The 25,097-nt window shown below is 66.5% G+C and carries 22 protein-coding genes; 10 read left to right on the top strand and 12 right to left on the bottom strand.

The genetic code is table 11. From position 1 onward, the window contains the following. Nucleotides 1-6 precede the first annotated feature (6 nt). On the top strand, nucleotides 7-1,836 hold the full coding sequence (locus AC5RUO_RS10510; protein ID WP_494103470.1) for an AMP-dependent synthetase/ligase: 1,830 nt from the start codon (nucleotides 7-9) through the stop codon (nucleotides 1,834-1,836). On the opposite strand, the gene AC5RUO_RS10505 is transcribed toward AC5RUO_RS10510, so the two are convergent. Beyond that, nucleotides 1,827-2,972, bottom strand: a complete 1,146-nt coding sequence (locus tag AC5RUO_RS10505; RefSeq protein WP_494103469.1) for a TIGR01906 family membrane protein — start codon at nucleotides 2,970-2,972, stop codon at nucleotides 1,827-1,829. The two genes, AC5RUO_RS10510 and AC5RUO_RS10505, sit on opposite strands and share 10 nt — an antisense overlap. 127 nt (nucleotides 2,973-3,099) lie before the next feature. Then, the gene (locus AC5RUO_RS10500) at nucleotides 3,100-4,092 is read right to left on the bottom strand and encodes a stage II sporulation protein M (RefSeq protein WP_494051439.1); all 993 of its coding nucleotides are present in this window, start codon (nucleotides 4,090-4,092) and stop codon (nucleotides 3,100-3,102) included. A gap of 69 nt (nucleotides 4,093-4,161) precedes the next feature. On the opposite strand from AC5RUO_RS10500, the gene AC5RUO_RS10495 reads away from it, so the two are divergent. Next, nucleotides 4,162-4,962, top strand: coding sequence for an RDD family protein (locus AC5RUO_RS10495; protein ID WP_494103581.1), 801 nt, complete (start codon nucleotides 4,162-4,164; stop codon nucleotides 4,960-4,962). A gap of 2 nt (nucleotides 4,963-4,964) precedes the next feature. On the opposite strand, the gene AC5RUO_RS10490 is transcribed toward AC5RUO_RS10495, so the two are convergent. From AC5RUO_RS10490 to AC5RUO_RS10475, 4 genes are all read right to left on the bottom strand, one after another. Continuing rightward, the gene (locus AC5RUO_RS10490) at nucleotides 4,965-6,203 is read right to left on the bottom strand and encodes a L,D-transpeptidase (protein WP_494010604.1); all 1,239 of its coding nucleotides are present in this window, start codon (nucleotides 6,201-6,203) and stop codon (nucleotides 4,965-4,967) included. Nucleotides 6,204-6,266: 63 nt separating this feature from the next. Next, nucleotides 6,267-7,745: an adenosylhomocysteinase gene (gene ahcY, locus AC5RUO_RS10485; protein ID WP_494103468.1), complete on the bottom strand. Its 1,479-nt coding sequence runs from the start codon at nucleotides 7,743-7,745 to the stop codon at nucleotides 6,267-6,269. Nucleotides 7,746-7,851: 106 nt separating this feature from the next. After that, nucleotides 7,852-8,103: a Trm112 family protein gene (locus AC5RUO_RS10480; protein ID WP_494103467.1), complete on the bottom strand. Its 252-nt coding sequence runs from the start codon at nucleotides 8,101-8,103 to the stop codon at nucleotides 7,852-7,854. Between the two features lie 79 nt (nucleotides 8,104-8,182). Then, entirely contained in the window at nucleotides 8,183-8,572 is a 390-nt protein-coding gene (locus AC5RUO_RS10475) for a DUF3499 domain-containing protein (RefSeq protein ID WP_494010607.1), read from the bottom strand. 119 nt (nucleotides 8,573-8,691) lie between these two features. Between AC5RUO_RS10475 and AC5RUO_RS10470 the strand changes: the two genes are divergently transcribed. Further along, complete coding sequence (locus AC5RUO_RS10470; RefSeq protein ID WP_494010608.1) at nucleotides 8,692-9,204, top strand: metallopeptidase family protein; 513 nt, start codon at nucleotides 8,692-8,694, stop codon at nucleotides 9,202-9,204. Nucleotides 9,205-9,274: 70 nt separating this feature from the next. On the opposite strand, the gene AC5RUO_RS10465 is transcribed toward AC5RUO_RS10470, so the two are convergent. The 3 genes from AC5RUO_RS10465 to AC5RUO_RS10455 are packed head-to-tail and all read right to left on the bottom strand — an operon-like array spanning nucleotide 9,275 to nucleotide 14,836. After that, nucleotides 9,275-10,921, bottom strand: coding sequence for a DUF5719 family protein (locus tag AC5RUO_RS10465; RefSeq protein ID WP_494103466.1), 1,647 nt, complete (start codon nucleotides 10,919-10,921; stop codon nucleotides 9,275-9,277). Next, nucleotides 10,914-14,273 carry a glycosyltransferase family 2 protein gene (locus tag AC5RUO_RS10460; RefSeq protein WP_494103465.1) on the bottom strand — a complete coding sequence of 1,120 codons (3,360 nt, stop codon included), beginning with the start codon at nucleotides 14,271-14,273 and terminating at the stop codon, nucleotides 10,914-10,916. The genes AC5RUO_RS10465 and AC5RUO_RS10460 overlap by 8 nt, the downstream gene beginning before the upstream one ends. A gap of 29 nt (nucleotides 14,274-14,302) precedes the next feature. After that, nucleotides 14,303-14,836 carry a WhiB family transcriptional regulator gene (locus AC5RUO_RS10455; RefSeq protein ID WP_494103464.1) on the bottom strand — a complete coding sequence of 178 codons (534 nt, stop codon included), beginning with the start codon at nucleotides 14,834-14,836 and terminating at the stop codon, nucleotides 14,303-14,305. 391 nt (nucleotides 14,837-15,227) lie between these two features. Here AC5RUO_RS10455 and AC5RUO_RS10450 point away from each other — a divergent pair, with 391 nt between their 5' ends. Next, a complete protein-coding gene (locus tag AC5RUO_RS10450; RefSeq protein WP_494103463.1) occupies nucleotides 15,228-15,926 on the top strand; it encodes a TIGR03089 family protein in 699 nt (232 codons plus the stop codon). Between the two features lie 40 nt (nucleotides 15,927-15,966). On the opposite strand, the gene AC5RUO_RS10445 is transcribed toward AC5RUO_RS10450, so the two are convergent. Next, complete coding sequence (locus AC5RUO_RS10445) at nucleotides 15,967-16,524, bottom strand: GtrA family protein (RefSeq protein ID WP_494010613.1); 558 nt, start codon at nucleotides 16,522-16,524, stop codon at nucleotides 15,967-15,969. Between the two features lie 174 nt (nucleotides 16,525-16,698). Here AC5RUO_RS10445 and AC5RUO_RS10440 point away from each other — a divergent pair, with 174 nt between their 5' ends. The 4 genes from AC5RUO_RS10440 to manA are packed head-to-tail and all read left to right on the top strand — an operon-like array spanning nucleotide 16,699 to nucleotide 21,419. After that, nucleotides 16,699-17,895, top strand: a complete 1,197-nt coding sequence (locus AC5RUO_RS10440; protein WP_494010614.1) for a 5-(carboxyamino)imidazole ribonucleotide synthase — start codon at nucleotides 16,699-16,701, stop codon at nucleotides 17,893-17,895. Beyond that, nucleotides 17,892-18,476, top strand: coding sequence for a 5-(carboxyamino)imidazole ribonucleotide mutase (gene purE / locus AC5RUO_RS10435; protein ID WP_494010615.1), 585 nt, complete (start codon nucleotides 17,892-17,894; stop codon nucleotides 18,474-18,476). The genes AC5RUO_RS10440 and purE overlap by 4 nt, the downstream gene beginning before the upstream one ends. A gap of 10 nt (nucleotides 18,477-18,486) precedes the next feature. Next, nucleotides 18,487-20,136, top strand: a complete 1,650-nt coding sequence (locus tag AC5RUO_RS10430) for an LCP family protein (protein ID WP_494103462.1) — start codon at nucleotides 18,487-18,489, stop codon at nucleotides 20,134-20,136. Nucleotides 20,137-20,171: 35 nt separating this feature from the next. After that, a complete protein-coding gene (gene manA, locus AC5RUO_RS10425) occupies nucleotides 20,172-21,419 on the top strand; it encodes a mannose-6-phosphate isomerase, class I (RefSeq protein WP_494103461.1) in 1,248 nt (415 codons plus the stop codon). On the opposite strand, the gene AC5RUO_RS10420 is transcribed toward manA, so the two are convergent. Together AC5RUO_RS10420 and glpX are read right to left on the bottom strand one after the other, a co-directional pair. Continuing rightward, nucleotides 21,416-22,456, bottom strand: a complete 1,041-nt coding sequence (locus AC5RUO_RS10420; protein WP_494103460.1) for a lipid II:glycine glycyltransferase FemX — start codon at nucleotides 22,454-22,456, stop codon at nucleotides 21,416-21,418. The genes manA and AC5RUO_RS10420 overlap by 4 nt on opposite strands. Before the next feature lie 81 nt (nucleotides 22,457-22,537). Beyond that, on the bottom strand, nucleotides 22,538-23,560 hold the full coding sequence (gene glpX / locus AC5RUO_RS10415; protein ID WP_494010702.1) for a class II fructose-bisphosphatase: 1,023 nt from the start codon (nucleotides 23,558-23,560) through the stop codon (nucleotides 22,538-22,540). Nucleotides 23,561-23,784: 224 nt separating this feature from the next. Here glpX and AC5RUO_RS10410 point away from each other — a divergent pair, with 224 nt between their 5' ends. Together AC5RUO_RS10410 and AC5RUO_RS10405 are read left to right on the top strand one after the other, a co-directional pair. Next, nucleotides 23,785-24,465 carry a DUF4245 domain-containing protein gene (locus AC5RUO_RS10410; RefSeq protein ID WP_494103580.1) on the top strand — a complete coding sequence of 227 codons (681 nt, stop codon included), beginning with the start codon at nucleotides 23,785-23,787 and terminating at the stop codon, nucleotides 24,463-24,465. Nucleotides 24,466-24,474: 9 nt separating this feature from the next. Further along, a complete protein-coding gene (locus AC5RUO_RS10405) occupies nucleotides 24,475-25,089 on the top strand; it encodes a carbonic anhydrase (RefSeq protein ID WP_494010619.1) in 615 nt (204 codons plus the stop codon). The last annotated feature ends 8 nt before the right edge of the window (nucleotides 25,090-25,097 follow it).

The following is a 25,097-nucleotide window of genomic DNA, read 5'->3' as shown; positions in this document are numbered from 1 at the left end:
CCTGCTGTGAGAGAAGCAAGCACGGAACTGCTGGTGGGGCTCGACGCCGGCAGCAACGTCACGGACCTGCTGCTGGAGCAGCACGCCGCCAACCCCGCCCACGCCCTCTACCGGCGCAAGGGCCCCAACGGCTGGGTGGATGTTCCGGCGGCAAAGTTCCTGCAGGATGTCAGCGCACTGGCCAAAGGGCTGATTGCCGGCGGACTTGAGCCCGGCGACACCGTGGCCGTCATGTCCGCCACGTCCTACGAATGGACGCTGGTGGACTTCGCCATCTGGTTCGCGGGCGGCGTGACCGTCCCCATTTATGAAACGTCATCAGCCCGCCAGGTTGAGTGGATCATCCGGGATGCCGGCGTCCGGCGTGTCTTCGCCCAGGACCTGGCGGTGGCAGACCTGGTCACCGGCGTTGTTGCCGGCTCCCCCCCGCTCCGGGACCGGCTGGTGAACGTGGTCCGGATGGACAACGACGGCCCGGCCCCCAACCTCGCCAGCCTCGCCGCTGCAGGGGCCGGGGTAAGTGACGCCGAGCTCGAGCGGCACCGCAGCCGCGCCGGACTGGACGACGTCGCGTCCCTCGTCTACACGTCGGGTACCACGGGCAATCCCAAGGGCTGCGAGATCACCCATGGGAATTTTGCCCTGGTGGCCAAGAATATCGTCGCGTTCCTTCCGGAACTGCTGATCCAGGACCAGGCGCGCACGCTCATGTTCCTGCCTCTGGCCCATGTTTTGGCGCGGGCCGTCCAGGTGGTGTGCCTGACCGCGGGCGCAACGCTGGGGCATACCCCGGGCGCCGCCCGGCTCCTGGAGGATCTAGGGACCTTCAAGCCCACGTTCCTGCTGGTGGTCCCGCGGATCTTTGAAAAGGTCCGGGCGACGGCGGCCCATAAGGCAGTGGTAGCGGGCAAGGGCAAGCTGTTCCAGGCCGCCTCGGCCGCTGCCATCGCCTACTCCCGGGAACTGGACCGGCAGAGCCGCGGCGAGGGTGCCGGCCCCGGACTGGTGTCCAGGGTACGGCACGGAGTGTTCGACCGGCTCCTGTATCCCCGGCTCAGGCAGGCCTTCGGCGGCCAGGTGGGATACACCGTGTCCGGGGCGAGCCCGCTGGCACATGAGGACGCGCACTTTTTCCGCGGCGCGGGCATCCCGGTGCTGGAGGGCTACGGCCTGACCGAGACCACCGCGCCGTGCACGGCCAACACCCCCTCCCGTACACGGGTGGGATCGGTGGGTATCCCCATTCCCGGCACCACTATCCGGGTGGCCGAAGACGGGGAGATCCTGGTCAAGGGAATCGGGGTTTTCAAGGGCTACCACGGGAACGAGGCCGCCAATGCCGAGGCCTTCGTGGACGGCTTCTTCCGCACTGGGGACCTTGGGGTGCTTGATGCCGACGGATTCCTCACGGTGACCGGGCGGAAAAAGGACCTGCTGGTCACAGCAGGCGGCAAGAATGTGGCTCCGGGGCCGCTGGAGGAAGTGATCCGGTCCCATCCACTGGTGGGCCATGCGGTGGTTGTCGGAGACGGCAAGCCTTTCATTTCGGCGCTGGTGACCCTGGACCCTGAAGGACTTGAGAACTGGCGCTCCGAACGGGGGCTTCCGCCCCTCGCGGTCCGGGACGCAACGTGCGATCCCGGCGTGCTGGAGGCAGTGCAGCATGCAGTGGATCAGGCCAACCAGCTGGTGTCCAAGGCCGAATCCATCCGTTCCTTTTCAGTGCTGGACGCGGAGTTCACCGTTGAATCAGGCCATTTGACACCGTCACTGAAACTGAAGCGGTCCGTCGTCGTGCAGGACTTCCAGGCGGAAATCGACAGGCTCTACGCCTGATCGGCCGCCGCGTCCCTGGCTGGCAGGCCGCGGCGTCGGCGGGTCGGCCAGGTGAGGATAAGCGTCACCAGCGCGGTCAGCAGAACCAGCCCGGCGATGACGATGCCGGCGTCGATCCAGAACTGGCCGGGGAACAGCCGGATCAGGGTGTCGTCCAGGCTGAAGGTCCAGGAGCCATCCGCAAAGAAGATCCGGTGGAACTCGGTGAAGAACTGCTGCCAGCCCAGGAAGGCCAGGGTTCCGAGGCCCAGGATGAGGACCAGGGTAGCGATGGAACCCGCGAACAGGCCGCGGCGGACTCCCCCGGTGCTGCGCTTTCGGAGGTAGAGGACAGCGACCAGGCCAAGGACGAGCAGGAGAACCCCTGCGCCGAAAGTGGACAGGATGACCAGCTTGACGTCGGCCATATGGCTGACTTCGCCATCCTTGAACAGCTTGTCCCCGTTGCGGTGCACCAGGTCGCCAAGATACCGGGGGCCTGACCAGTTGCTCAGGTAGTCGACGGCATAGGAGCCGTAGGTCATCCGGTCATCCGTGCTGAAGCCGTACCCGTCGCCGGGGAAACCCGGACGGTTGTATTCCACCCACAGGAACAGCGGGCTGGTCACCGCCCGGACGGCGAGGACCAGGAGCACCACCGGGAAGATGATGGCCAGCAGGACTTGCATGACACGCGGTGCTACCGGTTTTGCATTGGCGGCACTCTCCCGCTCCGCGTTGCGCCGCTCCACCTCTTCCTGCGGCGGACGCACCTGCAGGGCCGAGGTTTCGAGGGTTTCCCGGAAGACGGGTGTGCTTTCACGGCCGGATGCGTCAGCGTCGTCGGAAGGTGCAGTCGCAGAAGGAGCAGTCCCGTCGGAAGGCAGGGCTGCTGCCTCCGCCGCTTTTCGGCCGGCCCTGCTGTCCGGCTGGGAATTTCCCGCCTCCGGCCCGCCTGAATTCCCCGGCACAGCTGATGAACCGGCAGCAGCGGACGGGCTCCCGGCGGTGCCGCTCTCGCCTGCGGACCGGGCGGTGTCGGTGACGGCCGGGGTCAGCCAGGAAAAGGCGGGTTCGTCGGAGTCGCCGGACGTATCCAGGAACGGTTCCGGCTGCGGCGCGGTGCTCTTGGCGCGGGCCGGTGTTTCGTCTTTCACAGCAGCGTCACTTCCGTAGGGTTGACACGCTGCGCCAGGGTCTGCTGGCGCACGTTTTATCTGTTGACGAGCCTACAGTCCGGGGGTAACGCGGAGCGAGGAACCACCCCGGCCGGATTACAACGATTCAGGCAGCGATTTCCGCATACCCGGCATCTTCGCGGCGGAGGTCGCCACGTTCCCCGGCCAGGTAGGCGCGCCGCCCCCACACCAGGACGTACACCCAGTAGGCCGCCAGTACGCCGGCGCCGATGCCGATCTTGGCCCATACCGGGAGCGGGCTTGGCGTGACATACGCTTCCACGAGGCCGGACGCAAAGAGCACCAGGACCAGGCCCAGCGCCACCGTGATCAGCGACCTGCCTTCCTCGGCCACCGCCCGTCCCCTGGTCCGCGGACCAGGCGAGACCATGGCCCAGAAGATCCGCAGGCCGGCAGCGCAGGCAATGAAGACGGCGGTGAGTTCCATCAGGCCGTGCGGCAGGATGTAGCTGAAGAAGACGTCAGACTTGCCGGCCGCGGCGAAGACTCCTGCCGCGACCCCCACGCCCTGCGCGTTGCTGAACAGGATCATGGGTACCCAGATGCCCGTGATGCCCAGCGCCACCGCCTGGGCGCTGATCCAGGCGTTGTTTGTCCACACCGCGCCGGCGAAGGAAGCTGCCGGGTTCTCGGAGTAGTAGTCGATGAAGTCCTCCTCCACGTACTGCCTGGCGGCGGCCTCTGAAGCCACCGCCCGCAGGGCTTCGGGGGACGTTCCAATCCACAGCGCGAAGGCGGCACCAATGGCAACGAACGCCAGTCCGCAGGCAAGGGTGAGCCAGGTGAGCCGGTAAAAGGCGGCCGGGAGCGCCACCACGAAGAACCGTGCCAGGTCTGCCATCGGATTGGACCGCGCGCCGGTGAACCTGGTCCTGGCCAACGCAAGCGTGGCGGAAAGCGAGGCGGACAGGCCGCTCTCAGGGGCAACCGAACGGATCAGGGACAGGTGCGAGGACGCGGACTGGTAGAGGGCAAGCAGCTCGTCGGCTTCGCGTCCGCTGAGCCTGCCCTTGGCGGCGAGTTCGTTCAGCCGTGCCCACTTGTCCGCATTCACCGCGGAGAAGGCGTCCATATCCACGGGACCAGCCTAACGGCACGGCACTAGACTTTGACCGTCCGCACCATCAGCCGCGAGGGGGTACCTGCTGTGGGTTCGATCGTTACCGGCGAGGCAGTTGTCCTGGAACTGCGCCCCGCGTCGTTTGCGGCGCGTGCGCTTGGGCTGGTCCTCGACGTCCTCTTCCACGCCGTGCTGCTGGTGGTGATCCTGATTGGCCTGGCTGCGGCCGGCGAAGACCTCGATGAGGCAGCCATGCGTGCGCTGGTCCTGTCCAGCGTTGTCTTCTGCCTGGTAGTCCTCCCGGTAGCGGTGGAAACCCTGAGCCGGGGCCTGTCGATGGGCAAGCTGGCAGCAGGGTTGCGGGTGGTCCGGGACGATGGCGGTGCCATCCGTTTCCGGCATGCCCTGATCCGGGGACTGACCGGGTTCCTGGAAATCTACCTGACCCTGGGCGGACTCGCGCTGGCGGTGGCTCTCTTCAACGACAAATCGCGCCGGCTCGGTGACTTGCTGGCGGGAACCTATGCCATCCGCAGCCGGGTGCCGGTGGAAGAAGCAGTTCCCGTCTTCGTCCCCCCGCGGCTGCACGCGTGGGCCGCCCACGCGGACATTGGAAGAATTCCGGACGCAACCGCCCGCCGGGCCTCCCAGTTCATCCGCCAGGCACAGCGGATGGCACCGCTGTCACGGGCCGGAATGGCGGCAGCAATTGCCACGGAACTCGCTGCCCATGTGGCCCCTCCCCCGCCTGCGGGGACCAGCGCGGACGATTTCCTTGCTGCCGTCGTTGCCGAACGCCGTACCCGGGAACTCGCCAGGTTGACGCAGCAGCGGAGGCGCAACACGGAAGTGGGCGAGCGGCTGCAGCGGCTGCCGTTCAGCGGCTGAGGTCAGTTGTCGTACTCGTTCCAGGGGATGTTCCAGTCCCCAAAGCCGTCGTCGTGCGCCGCGTAGTCGCCCTCGGTGTTTACGATATGCACCACGTCCCCGGTGCCCATGTTGTCAAAGACCCAGGCGGCGCCGTCGGGAGCAAACCCGATGCAGCCGTGTGAAACGTTCGCGTTGCCGATGAAGGGGTAGGCCGACTCGAGGGCCTGGTGGATGTACGCGCCGCTGAGCGTGAGGCGGATGGTGTACTCCACATCCACGTCCCCGTAGTAGGCAGGATCGTCCGGTTTCAAGCCGATGCTTGAGGCGCGGAAATGGTCGTAGCGCTTCTTCTCCATCAGCACCCCGTAGCCCCGTGCCGACGGGAAGCGCTTGTCACCCATGCTTACCGGCAGCGTCTTGACCGGCTGGTCGTTGATGCTGAGGGTGAAGGTGTGGGCTGCGGCGTCCGCGACGGCCACCTTCTTGTCGCCGATGGCGATGTTTACCTTCTTGTTGAAGTTCGCGATCTGCCCATTGCCAAGGTCCACACCGAACAGCTGCATGTCCATCGAGATCGTGGAGTTGGCCACCCAGAACCCCTCCGCACGGTACCGGACCATCTTGTCGCTGTGCCAGTGGAAAGCACCCACCTGGCCGGCGCTGCTGGTGATCTTGATGGCTTTTTCCACCGCGTCGCGGTTGAGGACGGGTTCGCTGAAAATAATCTGCAGCGGCTGACCCACACCCACCTTCATGCCGTCCAGCGGATAGATGGCGGCGTCGGCCTCATGTGAACTGGACACGGTGCTGAAGGACTGCGTGGTGCTTGTTTCCCGTCCGGCGCCATCCTTCACGACGTACGTGTAGCTGTAGTCGGTGTTGAACTTAAGCGGGCCGGAAGCCGTCCAGCCGGTGCCGGCGGCGTCGATGCTTCCTTCCACCGTTTCACCAGAGGTACTGGTGAGCGTCACACGCTCGATGGTGCCGTTGCTGACCTTGAGCGACACCGGGGCCGCGGGGTTGACCTGCTTGGCACCGTTGGCGGGTGCTGCGTCCGACTTCACCGGGGCGATGACGGGCGCGGCCAGGCCAGGGGAGGTCCGGACGGCGGAGCCGGCTTCGGATTCCAGCGCCGCGCCGGCGAGTCCGGGTGCGACGGCAGCGAAAACACCGCCGGCAGCTGCCAGGAGGCAGACGATGGCGACGATGAGAATCTTTTTTGCTGTCCGCGGGCGGCGCGGCTGGGCTTCGAGCTCCATGTTCCGATCCTAGGGCTTGGAAGTAACAACCCGGGTGCTCGGGGCACGCGGGTGCTTTACTTCTTAGTAACGATAGTGCTCGGGCTTGTACGGACCGGCGACGTCGATGTCCAGGTATTCGGCCTGGTCCTTGGTCAGTTCGGTCAGCTCCACGCCGAGGGCATCGAGGTGCAGGCGGGCCACCTTCTCGTCCAGGACCTTGGGCAGGACGTACACCTGGTTCTCGTACTCCCGCTGGCCCGCGTCCTGGTCCTTCTTGGTCCACAGTTCAACCTGGGCGATGACCTGGTTGGCGAACGAGTTGCTCATCACGAAGGACGGGTGCCCCGTAGCGTTGCCCAGGTTCAGCAGGCGGCCTTCGGACAGCACGATGATGGAACGCTCCGCGTCGGTTCCGGACTCGAACACCCATTCGTGGACCTGGGGCTTGATCTCCACCTTCTTGATGCCGGGGATCCTTGCGAGCCCGGCCATGTCGATCTCATTGTCGAAGTGCCCGATGTTGCCGACGATGGCCTTGTTCTTCATCCCGGCCATGTGCTCGGCCATGATGACATCCTTGTTGCCCGTGGTGGTGACGAAGATGTCGCCCTGGGCGAGGACGGATTCCAGCCTGGCCACCTGGTAGCCGTCCATCGCCGCCTGCAGGGCGCAGATGGGATCGATTTCGGTGACGATCACGCGAGAGCCCTGGCCGCGCAGCGCCTCAGCGGCGCCCTTTCCGACGTCGCCGTAGCCGCAGACGACGGCGACCTTGCCGCCCATGAGCACATCCGTGGCCCGGTTGATGCCGTCGGGCAGGGAGTGCCGGATTCCGTACTTGTTGTCGAACTTGCTCTTGGTGACGGAGTCATTGACGTTGATGGCGGGGAACAGCAACTTGCCCTGCTCAGCGAGCTGGTACAGGCGGTGGACACCGGTGGTGGTTTCCTCGCTGACGCCCTTGATGGTGGAGGCGGTGCGGGTCCACTTCTGCGGGTCTGCTGCGATGGAACGGCGGATGACCTCGAGGAAGATGCCGTATTCCTCCGAGTCCGTGGGACCCGCGGACGGGACGTTGCCCACCGCTTCGAATTCCACACCCTTGTGCACCAGCATGGTGGCGTCGCCGCCGTCGTCAAGGATCATGTTGGGTCCCAGTTCGGGGTTGGTTTCCGCGCCTGGCCAAGTGAGGATCTGTTCGGCGGTCCACCAGTATTCCTCAAGCGTTTCGCCCTTCCAGGCGAAGACCGGCACGCCCTGGGGGTCCTCCGGGGTGCCGTTGCCCACGACGACGGCCGCCGCGGCTTCATCTTGGGTGGAGAAGATGTTGCATGAGGCCCAGCGGACCTCTGCACCCAGCGCGGTCAGTGTTTCGATCAGGACGGCGGTCTGCACCGTCATATGCAGCGAGCCTGCGATCCGGGCACCCTTCAGCGGCTGGCTGGCGCCGAATTCCTCGCGCAAGGACATGAGGCCGGGCATTTCGTGCTCGGCCAGGCGGATCTGGTGGCGCCCTGCTTCAGCCAGGGAGATGTCGGCAACTTTGTAGTCGAAAGTCATGGGTGGTCCTTTGCTGTATCCGGTGCTGCTGTGTCCGTGCTGGACGGCGCCGTGTGCTGGCGCTTGCGGCGCCGGTTAGGGAGAGTGGAGGAAAGCCGTGTTGGCGCTAGGCGGGGGAACCGGTTCCCTGCCCAGGCTGGTGCCGGACGGAATCGTGCTGATCTGAGCCGGCCGATGTTGCCGCGGCCAGCAACTCCGGTGGCAGGAGGAGGGGGATGCCGTCCTCGATGGCGTAGCGGGGCTTTGCGCCGCTTTCCGCGGCGGCGGTGGCCACCAGTTCGTCGCCGTCCTGGACCAGGGGTGAACCCGTCACGGGGCAACGCAGGACGGACAGCAGTTCAGGACTGATCTTTGGCATTGGGTTCATGCTCCCTGGCGGGCGCGGTGGCGCCGGTAGCGGACTTGTGTGCAGGTTCCAGCGTACCGCCAGACGGGGTTCAGGAAGGCTCGCGCAGGACCCGCAGGTGGCCCCGGCGGGTCCCTTCTGTACCCGCCGGCGCTTCCAGTGCTGCGTGGGGGCCCCGCTGCGCAGGCTGCTGCTGCGCCTGGACGGGCAGTGCCCCCGCGTCCCTGACCGCGTTGGCCAGGGCGAGCAAGTCATCAGGGCCGGGCTGCTGGGGCGTGGACGGCATGGCCAGCCTCAGCACCTCCCAGCCCCGGGGCACGGTGAGGGAATCGGCGTGCTGCTCGCAGAGATCGTAGCAATGCGGTTCAGCGTAGGTGGCCAAGGGGCCGAGGACAGCGGTGGAGTCTGCATACACGTACGTCAGGGTGGCCACCGCCGACTGGCGGCAGGCAGATCTTGAACACTGACGGATAGCTCCCACGACATCCCAGACTACTCGCTGTCGCCGCCAAAACGCCGCATTGTCGCCCTGCACGGGACGCGTCTTCGCCTCAAGGGGAATCTATCGCGTTAATCATTTCCCGGGTTTACAGTCGATGTATGCAGTCATCGAACCAGAAATCAGGCTTTACGGTCCGGTTGGCTGACCCGGACGCCCGCACGGACCAGGGCGGAGAGTCCACTAGCAGGAGCTTCATGCAGCGCCGGCGGAACCGCCACGGGCGCGGGCTTCGGGGTGAAGTGATGCTGCCCACGCATCCCGGGTACCGGACCCGCTCGGACCGTTTTGATGACATGGTCCTGGATTCCGCCCAGCGGCTGCACGATATCTGGGGAAAGACCCTGGACGGTGTCAGGTTTGGCGTCGACGAGATTCCCCCGGACCTGGAACTCCTGGCCGCCAGTTCAGCGCCGGTCCCCATGGGGTCCTACTCGCCCGCCACTGATGAGGATGGACCGATGATCACCGTGTATCGCCGGGTGGTGGAGCAGGCGTGTCCTGGAGTTGAAGAATTGCAGGACCTAGTCCATGACGTGGTGGTGGAGCACACCGCCGAAATGCTGGGCGTGGCCCCCGAGACCCTGGATCCGGTGTACCGGCGCCGCTACTGATGCCCCTCCCCCTTTGGGTGGTCCGCCGCCGTCGCACCGCCGCACGTCGGCCGGGCCGGACGGCAGGCTTCTAATAGCTGATGGTCACCGGGACGGTTTCCTGACCGGCGGCTGCCGGCTGGAAAGCGAGGGTGGAGACGTCGTTCCGGCCGTCCTGCTGGACCAGCACTGCGCCGTAGGCGGCGTCACCCGACGCCGACACGACATAGCCCACCACGTCGGCGTCGTCTGCCTTGTCCGGTACGGCGATGGACGCGGTGGTTCCGCCGGCGATATCGGCCGTGGCCGGTGCGCGGACCTTCCCGTCCGCCGTGATGGCCGAGTAGCTGATGGTGGCCCGGGTGCCAAGGACGCCAAAAACCAACTGGCGGCTCCCGCCCCGCGGGACCGGCACCACGTGCTGGCTGCCAAGCCGTACTCCGGAGGCGGCCCAGGCGACGTCGGCCGGCTGGTCCTCCTGGAGGCCACGGCTGATGCGCGTGGAGGCAACGAAGGAGACGTCCGATTCCGCCGACACGGTGTAGTGGCCCGCCGGTATGCCCGCCAGGGAAACTTCGGTGACGGATCCGGCTTTGGCGGTGATCACCCCGCCGGAGGGGAGTGTCTTTTGGCCGTCGCGGCCGTACAGTTTGACTTCCACTACCGCATCAGAGGCACCGGGAACAGTGACGTGCAGGGCGGGCCCGGCGTCCTCGTAGCCCGATTTTCCTGTCAGGGCAGAAATTCCCGCCGGGTCCTGGATATCCACGCCGGTCATGACCTGACGCACGGCCGGAGCGGCACCGGGCGCAATGAAATCCACGCCTCCGGGTGTCAGGCCGCGCAGGACGCTTTGCTGGATGGCGGCCGCCACGGGACCCCCGGCGCTCCGCACCCGGACGCTGAGCTGTTCCTCTCCCGGGGCCAGGCCGGCCAGCACCACGGATCTTGTGGTGCCGGGAGCCACCAGTAGCCCGCGGCTGCCGGGCGCCTGGACCTGTCCGCCGCCGCCGAAGAGTTCCAGGCTGACGGTGGCCGGTGTGGTGGAGGCGTTGGTGAGGAGCAACACCGAGGCGCGCCCCACAGTGGTGCTGGCTCCGGCCAGCCACTGGTCGTTGGAGGGCTGCTGGCAGTTGGCCGCAGCGGTTCCCTGCAGGTCGCCGTCGGTGGCACTGAATTTCATGGCACCAGCGGCGGAAGCCTGCTGGTTGGCCAGGGCATCGGCGCTAAGCACTGTCACCTGGTCTACCGGCCGGTTAGCCACGGTCCCTGCCAGCAACTCCTGGCGGGGGCCTTCGGCCGGTGGCTGTCCGTTGTCTTTGGCGATGTCGACGGCGGTTGTCCCGTCCAGCTGCGACAACCGGCTGGCCGGCAGCACACCGGAGGCGCCAAGGACGGCAGCAGTCACACTGGTTGCAGCCGTGGCCGATACCGGGCTGAATTGCGGATCGGTTCCTGCCTCCGTGCCTTCCAGCAGCCGGGCCGGTCCCGGGCATACCCCAACGCTTTCACCTGCGGGAACGGCTGCCACGGCAGCAGGCACGCTCCGTGCGGATTGGGGAGCGGGGAGCAGTGATCCGGCTGCCACCACTGCGCCGGTACCGGCCAGGACGAGTGCTGCCGTGGCGGCGCCGGCCACGGCACCAGGACGGCGTTTCCCGCCGGGACGTCCTGCGTCCGGCCGGCCGGGGGTCTGTTCAGTCCCGGTGGTGTCGGCTGACATGGTGTGCTCACGCATTCTGCTGTTCCTTACGCAGGGAGCCCTCGTCACGGGAAAGGCCGGTTCTCGGCCTCCGGGCGGGCATGGGTATGGCCAGCATGATGGTCAGCCCGAACACGACGCCCTGGGCAATTCCTGCCCAGGGGGCCCAGGGGTTTTCATACCGGACTGTCAGCTGGCCGCCGGAAGCGGGCAGCGTGAAGGCCTGCGACCAATCCGACGTGGTGGAGGTCAGCTTCCGGCCGTCGAGCCAGGCGCTCCAGCCGGGATCGGTGCGTTCCGCGAGGACCACCAGGCGGCCCTCGGGTCCTGCCGGGACCGGGGCGTCGACGCCGTCGAACGCGGACGGGACCAGCGACACCGTGGAGCCCTGGGCGTCCACGATCCGGACCCGGTGGGCAATGTCCGCGGGCTGCAGCACCGGCTGGTTGAGGGGGGCGACCCGCCAAAGCCACCCGACGTCGGTCTGCCCCACAGCCACCAGGCCCGGCACGGCGTCCATCCTGCTTGCGGTCAACTGGGCTGCCGTGTCAGCGGAGCGGAGTACCACAAAGCCCACGCCGAGCTGTTCGAGGTCGCTGCGGGGGTCCACTCCCTGCCCGGCCACCAGCATTGCGACCGCCCGGCGGACTGATGCGGTGACGTCGTCATCATCGCGGACCGTTTCGGCCCCGGGGGCACCCAGGATGTTGCGTGCAGCTGCCACGGCCGAAAGGCTGTCCAGCGTGGTACCGGCGCCACGCATCAGGGCGGCGTCAAACGTGCCGTTTTCGCCCGTTTCGATAAGGAGCGTGCGCGTCTGCTCCGGCCCCGTTCCACGGTCAATGGCTGTGGCCGGAAGGGTGCGCGGGCTGGCGGCCTCGACAAGCCGGTGGGTACCCCATCCGGAACCTCCGGATTCGGAGGCGTCCGCCACCGTGGCCGGTTCTGCCGGGGAACCGGCGGCCGAAACAGCTGCCGGACGAAGCAGGTTCCGGGCGGACCAGGCGGCCATCCCGGCCAACGGGCCAACAAGGAGCAGCACCATGCCGAAAGCCACGGCCGAGCGTACGGCCGTCTTGTGCCTGGCCGGGCCGGCAACCGCTTTGTCCGCCACGCTGAGGAGTTGTTCGGCGCCGAGGAGTCCGGCGCCCAGCAGGGCGAACGATGCGGCGGAGACCACGGGACCGGTAAAAGGCACCACCAGGGTGTCAGCGTCCATGGCGACGGCGACGTGTGAACCGAGCCAGCCACCTGCCAAGGCAACCAGGGCAACAGCCCACAGCAACTTCGCCTTCGCGGCGCGGTGGCCGCTGAACAGCCCCGCCACGGCAAGGGCCAGGACCGGGACGGCCAGGAGGAGGGCCATCAGCAGGGCCCATGGCAGGGTCCCGTCCTGGAAGTAGGGCAGTCCATCCAGGCCCTTGTCCGGCGCAAACTCCAGCGGCTGGCCCAGGAGCTGCTGCCAAAGCGGTGCAGCATCAAAGCCGAGCGGCAGGCCGGGGTCGGCCAGGAGCGCCCGCGGCTTGTCCAGCACGGACAGACCGAACGGGATGAAAAGCGCGGCACTTGGCAGCAGTGCCCACCAGACGGTGCGGCCGCGGCGGCCCAGCACGAGTCCGCAGAACACAATCACTGCCGTGGCGGGGACCAGGAGTGAGGGGGCAGCGGCGGTAACGACGGCCATGGCCAGGCCGGCTGCCGCGGCAGCCGTCCATGATGGCATGCCGTTGATTCCGGGCCGGACCGGAGGTTTCTCGCCACGCCGTTCGGTCGGGGCAGGAAGCGAAAAGCGCCCATGGCCCACCGCCGACCCGGTGGCACGCAACAGCGCGAGGACCAAAAGCGGGATCATCACATGGGCCACCAGGGCGCCAACCCGCCCCTGGTTCAGGGCTACCTGCAGGGCAGGGGCGGCCGCCCAGAACAGGGCTGCCGCGAGGCGGAGCCGGCGCCGGACCGTCAGTCCTCCGGCCGCGAACCAGGCAGTGAGGGCGGACAGGGGCGTGCCGAGGAGCAGCAGCCAGGCCATGGCCGCGTTGGCGTCACCGCCGCCGAGGACGCCGAGGAGCCACAGGACATAACCGAACGGGTCTCCCTTGCCAGGAAGACCTGCGCCGAGTGTGATCCACCAGTTGGAGGCATGGTTCCAGATGTCCCCGAGCTCGGAGGAAACGGGGATCAGGGCACCGCCGGCCACCGCGTCTGCCCTGAAGAGGCCGGCCAGGCCCAGCAGGGCTGCTACGGAAGCAATGATGACCGCCGCGAGCGCGCCGTTGCCCACCCAGCCCCGTTTGGTGGTTGCCAGGGCAGCGAAATCGTCGGAAGCATCACCGCTGGGCTGGTGTGCCAGCGGGTCCTGCTCGAGGTCGTCAGCCTGGCTGCCGTCCGAGCCGATGGCTTCCATCAGGGACCGCCGATGGCTCCAGACTTCCCGGCGGGGAGTTTGAAGCTTCCGGATGACAGACCGCCGGATCCGGCGCGTCTGCCGGGCCGTCCGCCTGGCGCGCAGCACAGCCCGCGGACGGGCCAGGGCAGCGACGGTGGCAAGGAACTGGGTAATGCCGTGGCCCGGGTCCTTCAGCGCAATACTCACGACCAGCCTGAAGAGGCAGCCAAGGAGAGCGCCGACGGCGTGCACGGGAACCATCCACGCCGGGGCGTGCTTGAGCCGCAGGTGGACCTGCGCCTTCCGTGCCGCTGCCGGGTTCCCCAAAGCGTGCGGCCTATGGCTTACGTGGAACATGCGCGCCGCAGGAACTACCACCACGCGGTGGCCGGCCAGGCGGTTGCGCCAGCAGAAGTCGACGTCATCACCGCTGCCGGGGAGTGCGGGGTCGAAGCCGCCGAGCTGTTCCCAGATGTCGCGGCGGACCAGCATGCCTGCGGAGTTGACGGCGAAAGTATCGCTGCGGCCGTCGTACTGCCCCTGGTCGAGTTCGTCGGCGTCAATCAGGGTGAGCCGCTCGGCCCAGCGGCTGGTGGAAAGGCCGACGTCGATCAGCCGGCGTTCCGAGTGCCAGTCCAGCTGTTTGCAGCCTGCGACGGTCACGGAGGGTGCGCGCTCCACGGCACCCAACAGCTCGGCAAGTGCTTCGGGGGCGGGGGCGGCGTCGTCATGCAGCAGCCAGATCCATTCCTGCCTGCTGTCTTGGGCGCTGCCCTTCCGGGCGGCCGGCGCCGCCAGTCCCGCGGAAACCGCTACTCCCATGCCGCCTTTGCCGCGGTCATGGCTGACCACGCTGGCCGCACCCAAAGCCCGCTCAAGGAGGGCGCGGGAGTTGTCGCGGGAGCCTGCGTCCACACCAATGGCACGGTCCACGGGCCGGGTCTGGTCCGCCAAAGCTGACAGGGTTCTGGGCAGGTGGTCACTGCCGTTGTGGGCGACCACAACGGCAGTGACAAGGACATCCTGGTGAATTAGATTGCTCGCTTCCTCAGCCGCCGGCGCTCACGCTCGGAAAGGCCTCCCCAAATGCCAAACCGTTCGTCGTTGGCCAGGGCATACTCGAGGCACTGCGACCGTACATTGCAGGCACCGCACACCTTCTTGGCGTCACGGGTGGAACCGCCCTTTTCGGGGAAGAACGCCTCCGGATCCGTCTGGGCGCACAAGGCATCAGTCTGCCAACCAAGTTCGCCTTCGTCGTCGAAGTCCCGCTGGAACGGCAGTCCTATCCAGACCGGCTGGACGGAGTCAGGGGCGCGCAGCTCCATGGGTGGATCAAGTTCGTCTTCGGCGTCCTGTCCCCCGGCCAGAAGGGCCTCATGCGCCGCAAGGAATGCCGTGGCCTGGTCCTCCAGGAGGCCGCCGGCATCGCGGTTATACCGCTCCGCGGCCCCAGGATCCGCAGGGTCCACGAACCAGTCACCTGGCACCCCCCGTGCACGGTACTTTGCCGTTGCCTGACCAGCCACGACGGCATCTTCCTGGATACGCTCTACATGCCCCACGGCGACCCTCCTGATGTTGCAGCCCCTGCCTGGGTACGCAGGCACTCGGTTGTGTGCCGGTATTTACGCAGTCGCTTTAGATACCTAATTACACGTGTGTAACTAGGTCGAGTCAAGCCGCTGCCGGGATAATAATCAGTGAACTTCCCCAACGATGGTCACGCCACGCCCGGGATTTTTTCCTCCCCATCCCGGGAACAGCCCGCCAGGGACCTCTTTGCTTTCCGAAAATGGCCGAAAAAACCCGTAGTTGCGCGAAAAGTACCCCGAAAACGGATAAATAGCAAGCACGCTTACCTTTACTTGTGATAAATATCACTTCAGGAGCCTGAGCGTTTCCATAGCATCAGCACCCGATGACCGTGTGCCGAAGCAGTGGCAGGATGGTGCCATGACTACACCCGCGCTCGATTTGATGGCGAACCTTCGCTCAGGAAATTCCACGGCTCCCCGCCTCACGTGGTACGGCCCGGACGCAGAACGCGTGGAACTCTCCGGCCGGGTCCTGGACAACTGGGTGGCCAAGACCAGCAACCTGCTGCAGGACGAACTCGACGCAGAACCGGGGATGCGGCTGCGGCTGGAGCTGCCGGCACACTGGAAGGCACTGGTCTGGGCGCTTTCCGCGTGGCAGCTTGGCCTTGAGGCGGTAATCGCGGGACCCGACGCCGATTTCCTGGTCACCGCCGATCCCCAGTCAGCAGATGGGAACTACGACGCCGTCATCGCCGTTGCGCTCCCCGCCCTCGCCATGCGCTGGTCGGGAGAACTCGCGCCCGGCTGCATTGACTACGCGGCAGAAGTCCGCAGCCACGGCGACGTCTTCATGTCCCACGCCGATGCCGACCCCGGCGCCTGTGCCATCGTGGACAGCGAGGGCCGGGGACACCTGCACGGGGAGCTGTTCGATACCTTCGCCGTGGCCCACGAGGAGGGCGTGCGGCTGCACATCCCTGCCTCGGACGGACTGGAAAAAGCCCTGGCCCATGCCCTCGGCGCCTGGAAGCGGGGAGGTTCCGTCGTGCTGACCCATCCTGATGTGGAACTGACGGACAAGCTGCTGGCAGCGGAACGCATCCACGGCAGCTGACAGCTGTTCGTCCCCCGCGCTCCAGGGCAGTCCGGGATCCCTACGGCTGGGTTGACCTGTCCGGCGAAGGCTCGCGCTCGGCCGCGGCCGCGTGTTCCTTCTGGTGGTGGTGGATTTCGATGAGTTCGTGGTCGTGCGAGAACTCGGGCTCCTGGTCCAGCTCTTTGTTGAAGACCAGGAAGCGGTAGGCAAAGAACCGCACCACTGTGGCGACCAGGATGCCGAACACGCCGGCGAAGAACAGCAGGTTTTTGTCCGTGATCCCCAGGCCGTACTTGGCCACCGCAGTGAAGCCCGTGGAGATGCCGATTCCGATGCCGTTGATCAGGATGAACATGAGAAATTCGCGCAGGACATTGTCCTGGCGGCGGTGCCGGAACGTCCAGAACCGGTTGGCGATCCAGGAAAAGACCGTGGCTATTGATGCACCCACAAAGCGGGCCTTGGCTTCGCTGTCCGACATCGGGCCATGCATCAGGTAGTAGGTCATGCCGTTGTCGATGACGAACGCCACACCGCCGACTGCGCCGAACTTGGCCACTTCGCGCCAAAAAAGCGAGGCCAGTCCCCGGATACGATCTGCTACTGCGGTATACATGACCCTCCATGGCCGTTCAAACTGTGGGCCACCTGGCCAGAGGCCTATTTTAGCCCCCAAAACGTGGAGCCAGCCTCCCAAGGATGCACGGGGCAGCCCCACGTTACACAAAATCACCTCCCCCACCGCTGCCGGAAGCCGGGATACCGGGCGGTCTTCGGTAGGCTGGCACATGTGACTTTTCCAGTAATAGGTGTGGTTGGCGGCGGCCAACTTGCGCGAATGATGGCCCCAGCCGCAACTGCACTCGGCTTCGAACTCCGTGTCCTGGCTGAAGGCGACGACGTGTCGGCAGTAGCCGCGGTGTCCACTTCCCCGGTGGGCGACTACAAGGATCTGCAGACCCTGGTTGACTTCGCCCAGGGCCTGGACGTGCTGACGTTCGACCACGAACACGTGCCCACGGACCATCTTCGGGCCCTGCAGGAAGCAGGAGTCAACGTCCAGCCGGGGCCCGACGCCCTGGTGCACGCACAGGACAAGCTGGTGATGCGCGCCGCGATCGACCGGCTCGAACTGCCCAACCCTGCCTGGGCCTCTGTGGACGATGTGGCCGCCCTCGTCAGTTTCGGTGACGCCACCGGCTGGCCCGTGGTCCTGAAAACGCCGCGCGGCGGCTACGACGGCAAGGGCGTCCGGGTCATCAATTCGGCAGAGGAAGCAGCCGGCACCGAGGACTGGTTCCAGGCGATGAGCCCCCTCCTGGCCGAAGCCAAGGTTGAGTTCACCCGGGAACTGTCAGCGCTGGTCGCCCGGACTCCCGATGGCGAGGCCCGCGCATGGCCGGTAGTGCACACCATCCAGGTGGACGGTGTCTGCGACGAAGTGATTGCCCCTGCCCTGGATATCCACGTGGAGGTTGCCGCGGCAGCCGAGGACGCAGCCCTGCGGATCGCGGGCGAACTGGGGGTGACCGGAGTGCTGGCCGTGGAGATGTTCGAAACCCCTGGGGTCGGTGCGGGCTTCCTGATCAATGAACTGGCCATGCGCCCCCACAACACCGGGCACTGGACCCAGGACGGGGCCGTGACGAGCCAGTTCGAGCAGCACCTGCGCGCCGTCCTGAACCTGCCCCTCGGTGCAACCGATGCCCTGGCCCCGGTGACGGTCATGAAGAACTTCCTTGGCGGCGAGAACCAGGACCTGTATTCCGCGTTTCCGCTCGCGCTGGCCAGCGAACCGGCCGCCAAGGTGCACTGCTACGGCAAGTCGGTGCGTCCGGGCCGCAAGATCGGCCACGTGAACCTCGTAGGCACGTCCACTGCGGACGTCGATTCGGTCCGGCGCCGCGCTGCCATGGTGGCCAACATCATCCGCGACGGGCGGGCAGCGGCGGATGAAGCGCCACACACTTTCGAGGAGACTGCATGAGCACCCCAGCAAACCCCGCCGCCGGTGCCGCCGCAAGCCCCCTGGTGGGCCTGGTCATGGGGTCCGACTCCGACTGGCCGGTGATGGAGGCCGCTGCCGACGCCCTGGCCGAATTCGGGATCCCTTTTGAAGCTGACGTAGTCTCCGCCCACCGGATGCCGACCGAAATGATCCGATACGGGCAGACAGCCCATGAGCGCGGACTGCGGGTGATCATCGCCGGAGCCGGCGGCGCCGCCCACTTGCCGGGAATGCTGGCCAGCGTCACTCCCCTGCCGGTCATCGGTGTTCCGGTTCCCTTGAAAACACTGGACGGCATGGACTCACTGCTCTCCATTGTCCAGATGCCTGCCGGCGTGCCCGTAGCCACGGTGTCCATCGCCGGCGCGCGCAACGCCGGACTCCTGGCTGTCCGGATGCTTGCCGCGGGAACGGACGAGTTTGCCGCGTCCCTCCGCACCGACCTTTTGGACTTCGCTTCCGACCTGAACGCCGTGGCCAGCCGCAAGGGGGCCAGCCTCCGGCAGAAAGTCAGCGAAGTCTTCGCTGAAGGCAACAGCTCCCAGCGGGGCAGCCGTTAGGACCGCCGGCATGTCCAGCAGCAAAGTTCCGCAGTCGCCGTCCGACACCGCGTTGACGGACCCGGTCCGCTACCCGGTCAGCGCTTCCGCTCCGGTCCGGACCAAGCGTGCCTTCGTCCTGATCCTGCTGACGCTCCTGGTCCCGGGCAGTGCGCAACTGGTGGCGGGCGACCGCAAGCTGGGCCGGGCTGCCCTCCGCGTAACGCTCTGCGTTTGGGCTGCCCTGCTGCTGGCGGTCCTCCTGCTCGTTGCCAACCGGACAGCGCTGGTGACCATTGTCACGAACCCGTTTGCCTCGCTGGCGATCGTCATCGCACTGATGGCCCTTGCGGCGGGCTGGGCCGTCCTGTTCATCAACACCCTGCGGCTCATCCGTCCCGTGCTGCTGGCGCCGCGGACCCGGCCGGCCGTCGTCGTAACCCTGGTCCTGGCCCTGGTGGCCGGCAGCGGCTCACTCGGCTACGCGGCATACCTGCTCAACGTCAGCCGTAATGCCATCGGCAGCATCTTCTCCTCCGGCCCGGCGATCGATCCCGTGGACGGCCGCTACAACTTCCTGATGATGGGCGGCGACGCCGGCGACGACCGCACCGGAAGGCGCCCGGACAGCCTCTCCGTGCTGAGCGTGGACGCCGAAACCGGCCAGACAGCCATCATCTCAGTGCCCCGCAACCTCCAGAACGCTCAGTTCAGCGAGGATTCGCCCATGCGGTCCATTTACCCTGACGGGTACAACTGCGGCGACCAATGCCTGATCAACGCCATCAATACCGAGGTCACGAACGAGTACGCGGACCTCTACCCGGGAGTGGACGATCCGGGTGCCCAGGCAACGCTGGAGGCCGTCTCCGGAACCCTGGGCATTACCGTGCAGGCCTACGTCCTGGTGGACATGGAAGGCTTCGCAAAGCTGATCGATGCCATGGGCGGCATCAGGATCAAGGCCGGCGGTTGGGTCCCCATCAGCGGCGACGTCATCGACGAGGCAAACGGCATCCACGGCATGCCCCTCGGCTGGATCCCTGCCGGCGAACACCGGCTCAACGGCGACCTCGCCCTCTGGTACGGCCGCTCGAGGGAATTCGTGGACGACTACGCCCGGATCCAGCGCCAGCAGTGCGTCCAGCAGGCAATGCTCAAACAGCTTGACCCTGCCACGCTGCTGTCGAAGTTCGAGGACATCGCCAACGCAGGAACCAAGGTGGTGGATTCCAACATCTCCTCCTCCCAGCTGGGGAGCTTCGTGGACCTCGCCATGAAGGCGAAGGGCCAGGATATTAAGCGGCTCACCATCGGCCCGCCCGACTTCGACGCTTCCTTCTCCACCGTGCCGGACTTCGACCAGATCCACGAGCGCGTGGACGAGCTGCTGGCCTCGGCCTCGGCGCAGGACGCCCAGTCGGAAGGAGCTGCCGACGACGTCATGGTTGTCCCGGCGTCTGGCGCCGGTCCCATCCGGGCAGCAGGAGCCTCCCCGGCCATCCCGCTGGCTGCGGGCAGCGCCGTACGGCAGCCCACGCCGTCGGACTTCACCCCGGTGACCACCACGCCCGACGGCGAGCCGATCACCGAGGAGATGCTGAACCAGCTCAAGCGTGAGGGCAACGAGCAGGCCATCCGCGAACTCGTGGCCAGCAACGGCATGTGCGCGGCGCTCTAGCCCCCGCAATCAGACCTAAAGAAACGGAACCGGTTTTGTACGAGATCGACAACGTCCTCCGGGATTACGCCTGGGGTTCCACAACGGCCATCGCGGCGCTCCTGGGCCGGCCCGAATCCGGCAGGCCCGAAGCAGAACTCTGGATCGGCGCCCACCCCGATTCGCCGTCCGTGGCCCATGTGCCTGAAGACGGCAGTTCCACCCCGCTGGACGCCTTGATCGCCAAGGATCCGGAACACTTCCTGGGCGCCGAGTCCGTGTCGCGGTTTGGCCCCCGGCTGCCCTTCCTGGCAAAAATCCTCGCCGCAGCCCAGCCGCTGTCGCTGCAGGTCCACCCCAGCCTGGAACAGGCCAAGGCCGGTTTTGCCCGCGAAAACGCCGACGGCGTGGCCCCCGATGCGCCCCACCGCAACTACCGCGATGACAACCACAAGCCGGAGATGATCTTCGCGCTGACGCCATTTGAGGCCTTGTGCGGTTTCCGCCCGGTAGCCGAGACCCGGAACGTACTGCAGCGCGTCGCGTCGGCCTTTGAGGCAGTGGAGGGGCAGGTTCCCGCCCTGCTGCCTGCTCTGCTGGTGGACCTGGACGAGGCCGATGAGGGGGCGGGCCTCCGGAAGGCCTTTGAACGCCTCATTACCGGCGGACAGGCCGTGTCCGATGCCACCGCCCAGGTGGTGGCAGCGCTTCTGGCCGGCGGATCCCTTGCACCCTACGAGGCCGAGCTGGGAACGGTCATCAGCCTCAACGAGAAGTATCCGGGCAACCCCGGGGTGCTGATTTCGCTGCTCCTCAACCGGATTTCGCTGCAGCCGGGCCAGTCCGTCTACCTGCCCGCCGGTAACGTCCACGCCTACCTCCACGGGCTGGGCGTGGAGGTGATGGCATCATCGGACAACGTGCTGCGCGGCGGGCTGACACCCAAGTTCGTTGACGTGCCCGAACTCCTGCGCACCATCGATTTCCACCCGGTGGCCGTGCCGATGCTCGATGCCGAGAAGAGCGTCCTCGACCAGGAACTCTACCGCCCGCCTTTCGCGGAGTTCCAGCTTCAGCGCATTGAACTGCAGCCCGACGCCGCCCCGGTCCCGCTGGCCCAGTCAGGAGCCGCGGTGGTGATCGTGGTTGCGGGCGAAGTGTACCTGGACTCGCCGAAGGGCGACCTGCAGCTCGCGCGTGGCGGCAGCGCATTCCTCGCTGCCGCCGAAGCGCCTGTGAACGTCCACCCGGTGGCGGGCAGCACGGAGCCTGCCCTGGCGTTCGCGGTGACTACGGGCCTTTAGCGGCGGAGCACAGCACGGGCGCGGCCGGCTGCGGTTTTCGCCAGCCGGCGCGCCGCCTGGATGCCCTTCCGCGCCAGCGGCATTGCCCGGGAGTAGGCCGGGTAGAACGGCGACAGCGGCTTTTCCCAGGTTCCCAGGAGCATGTTTTCATGCTTGCCGAACTGCTTCTTGAAGTCCGAGATGCCATCGTTGAGCAGCCCGTTGAAGTCGTACCGTGAGCACCCGTCCTCGCGCATGGCCTGCAGTGCTGCCCACTTGACGCCGTAGTTCACTCGCTTCTTCTGGCCCTCCGCGGAAACGCCGCCGTAGAGCTCGAACGCAGTGGCACCGCTGCGTGCCAGCCAGACAAAGGCCAGCAGCTGCTCGCCGTCGAACGCACCAATGATGGGTGAGCCCTCTCCCAGGTTGCGGAAAATATCCCGGTAGTACTGGTCCTCGTGGATACCGAAGCCGGCCCGCTCAGCCGTCTCGTGGTAGATGCCCAGCACCTGCTCAAGCTCGGATTCGTTCTTGACCTTCCGGAACTCCACGTCGCTGCGCATGGCCTTGCGGATGTTTGCGCGGGTGGTCTTGGACATGTCCGCCATCAGCTCGTCATCAGACTTGGCGAGATCGAGGATGAGGGTGCGCGGGATGAGGACGGTGTTGGTGGTCTCGCGGAAGCCTGCTCCCGCAACGGCCCCCGCATAGGGGGAATCCCGGTCCCAGTCGGGTTCGATGCTCAAGGCAACGCCGTGGTGGCGGGACGCAGCGTGGTCGGCCAGGCTGCGAAGCACGGCCGGAGTGTCTTCCACGGAACACATCGGGCCGCGGGGAATGTAGACCAGGGCGCGGAAGGGAACCGGGAGGCGCCGGACCAGCAGCTGGGCACAGCCGATGGTGGTGCCGCCGGCTTCAAGGAGCACGCGGTCGACGGACCAGCCGTGCATTGCCTTGGTCTCGCCCCAGCCCCAGAGCTGTTGCGGATGTCCCTGGAACCGGTCTACGTGGTTATCCCAAAGGGCGCGGTCAGTACAGGGAACAACAGCTGGAATCATGGCTTAAACCCTATACCAAGGCTTTAACGCCGGAGTCCCGGAGCACAGTGCTCCGGGACTCCGGCGGTCCGGCTGGATGGCTCAGCTCTTGCGGGCGTAGCCTTCCCACTTGTCTGCGCGGTGCTCGCCGTCCACGAATCGGATGGTTCCGGACTTGGAGCGCATCACGATGGACTGGGTCAGGACCTTGTCCTTGGAGTAGCGGACACCCTTGAGGAGGTCGCCATCGGTGATTCCCGTCGCAGCGAAGTAGCAGTTGTCGCTGGAGACGAGGTCGTTGGTGGAGAGGACGCGTTCCAGGTCGTGGCCGGCGTCGATCGCCTTCTGCTTCTCTTCGTCGCTGGTGGGCCACAGCCGGCCCTGGATGACGCCGCCCAGGGACTTGATGGCGCAGGCGGCCACGATGCCTTCGGGGGTACCGCCAATCCCCATTAGGGCGTCCACGCCGGTGCCGGAGCGGGCAGCGGCGATGGCGCCGGCCACGTCACCGTCCATGATGAACTTGGTGCGCGCCCCGGCCTCGCGGATTTCCTCCACCAGCGGACGGTGCCGGTCACGGTCAAGGATCATCACGTTGAGCTGGTTGACCTTCACGCCCTTGGCCTTGGCAATCAGGTGCAGGTTCTGCTTTACCGGCAGGCGCAGGTCCACCATGTCAGCGGCTTCGGGGCCTGTAACGAGCTTCTCCATGTAGAAGACGGCCGACGGGTCGAACATGGAGCCGCGTTCTGCCACTGCCAGGACTGCCAGGGCGTTGTTGATGCCCAGTGCAGTGAGCCTGGTTCCGTCGATGGGATCGACGGCCACATCGCACTCGGGGCCCGTGCCGTCACCGACGCGTTCGCCGTTGAAGAGCATGGGGGCTTCGTCTTTTTCGCCTTCGCCGATCACCACGACGCCGTTGAAGTGGACGGTCTGCAGGAACGAGCGCATGGCGTCGACGGCGGCGCCGTCCGCCGTGTTCTTGTCGCCGAAGCCTACCCAGTGGCCGCCGGCGATCGCTGCAGCCTCGGTAACGCGGACAAGCTCGAGGGCAAGGTTGCGGTCCGGCTCATCGTTGCCCACCGCCAGGGACGGTGAGATCGTGGAGTACTTCTGGGTCATGGACGCTGGTGACACGTGAACCTCTTCTTCGAGTGGCGATCATTGAACCCGCCCGCCGGATCAGGTGGACGGTGATTCCTCTACCTCTGATCATAGTCGTGGCGCCGCCGGCCGGGCGGCGGATGACGTGGCGGCGCAATGTGCCCGCAGGGGACGTTCTGCGGCGCGAGCCGGCCGAATGGAAGTTGCCCGCCGGCATGGGCGACTATAGAGGGGTGAATGACATGCAGGAGAAGACCAGTCCCAGCCCCGAGCCAGCGGAGCCGGCGGGCGGCCCGCGGGCGGCCGGTCCTGTTGGCGAAGCTCCGGTAAAGCCTGTCATTCCGGCTGCTGCCGCCAAGCGGGCGAATGCTTCAGTCATCGGCATGATCATTGCACTGGTGGTCAGCATCGCAGCCTTCCTCCCGATCATCCTCATGAACCCGCTGCCCAAGACCGACGGCTACCGCCCCGACATCGATGTGGCGGCCGTCTCCCGCAATGCTACAGATGTGGCAGGATTCACACCCGCGGCCCCCGAGACCGGTGGCGCCTTCCGCCCCAACTACGCGCGCTGGGAGGCAGGCACGGGCAGCGGGGTCCCCACCTGGGAGGTCGGCTTCCTGACCCCCAAGGACTCATTCATCGCCCTGGTGCAGACCAGCAAAGCCAACCCCACCTGGCTGCTCCAGCAGACGCGGAACGCACCGGTGACCGGTTCCCGGAACGCCGGAGGCCAGGAATGGGAAATCCGCGACACCGGCAAGGGTGAGAAATCCTTGGTCCTTGACTACCGCGGGACCACCGTCATCCTGTCCGGCGCAGCCCAGCTGGACGAGTTTGCCACCCTGGCGGACGCCGTCGTGAAGTCCATGGAAAGCAGCCCGGCCGTCACAGTTTCACCCTTGGCCACTCCTGCACCGTAACGTAGTCGCGTGGCTACTTACCTGACTCCTGCACTTGCCTGGCGCCGTCTGCGCGAAGGAAACGAACGCTTTGTCAGCGGCGAGACGTCCCATCCCAACCAGGACGCGTCGCGCCGCTCCTCCCTCGTGGAGAACCAGCACCCCTTTGCGGTGATCTTTGGCTGCTCCGATTCCCGCCTCGCGGCCGAGATCATCTTTGACGTCGGGCTCGGTGACGTTTTCGTGGTGCGCACGGCCGGCCAGGTGATCGATGATGCCGTCCTCGGTTCCCTCGAGTACAGCGTGGGGGTGCTGGGAGTGCCGCTGATCGTCATCCTCGGCCACGACAGCTGCGGCGCCGTCAGCGCCACCAAGTCGGCCGTGGAGACGGGCCAGATGCCCGCCGGCTTCATCCGCGACCTGGTGGAGCGCATCACGCCTTCCGTGCTGACCTCCCTCCGGAACGACGAAACCGAGGTCAATGACATGGTGGTGGAGCACGTCAAGCAGACCTCGCAGCGGCTGGCGGACAGCTCGCGTGTGATTTCGGACGCAATCGAGGAAGGCCGGACGGCAGTCATCGGTCTTTCGTACAGCCTGGCAGAGGGCCGTGCGAACCTAGTTTCGGGAATCGGCGAGCTCTAGAAGGCCTC

This window comes from Arthrobacter sp. Y3221087 (assembly GCF_059089905.1).
This window is presented reverse-complemented; position numbering and strand designations above follow the sequence as displayed.

Excerpts from the sequence above, each read along its gene's own strand:
- AC5RUO_RS10430 (WP_494103462.1), top strand. The coding sequence starts at position 18,487 with ATGTCCAGCAGCAAAGTTCCGCAGTCGCCGTCCGACACCGCGTTGACG.
- glpX (WP_494010702.1), bottom strand. The coding sequence starts at position 23,560 with ATGACCCAGAAGTACTCCACGATCTCACCGTCCCTGGCGGTGGGCAAC.
- ahcY (WP_494103468.1), bottom strand. The coding sequence starts at position 7,745 with ATGACTTTCGACTACAAAGTTGCCGACATCTCCCTGGCTGAAGCAGGG.
- AC5RUO_RS10480 (WP_494103467.1), bottom strand. The coding sequence starts at position 8,103 with ATGCCAAAGATCAGTCCTGAACTGCTGTCCGTCCTGCGTTGCCCCGTG.
- AC5RUO_RS10410 (WP_494103580.1), top strand. The coding sequence starts at position 23,785 with ATGCAGGAGAAGACCAGTCCCAGCCCCGAGCCAGCGGAGCCGGCGGGC.
- AC5RUO_RS10465 (WP_494103466.1), bottom strand. The coding sequence starts at position 10,921 with ATGCGTGAGCACACCATGTCAGCCGACACCACCGGGACTGAACAGACC.
- AC5RUO_RS10450 (WP_494103463.1), top strand. The coding sequence starts at position 15,228 with ATGACTACACCCGCGCTCGATTTGATGGCGAACCTTCGCTCAGGAAAT.
- purE (WP_494010615.1), top strand. The coding sequence starts at position 17,892 with ATGAGCACCCCAGCAAACCCCGCCGCCGGTGCCGCCGCAAGCCCCCTG.
- AC5RUO_RS10420 (WP_494103460.1), bottom strand. The coding sequence starts at position 22,456 with ATGATTCCAGCTGTTGTTCCCTGTACTGACCGCGCCCTTTGGGATAAC.
- AC5RUO_RS10490 (WP_494010604.1), bottom strand. The coding sequence starts at position 6,203 with ATGGAGCTCGAAGCCCAGCCGCGCCGCCCGCGGACAGCAAAAAAGATT.
- AC5RUO_RS10470 (WP_494010608.1), top strand. The coding sequence starts at position 8,692 with ATGCAGTCATCGAACCAGAAATCAGGCTTTACGGTCCGGTTGGCTGAC.
- AC5RUO_RS10445 (WP_494010613.1), bottom strand. The coding sequence starts at position 16,524 with ATGTATACCGCAGTAGCAGATCGTATCCGGGGACTGGCCTCGCTTTTT.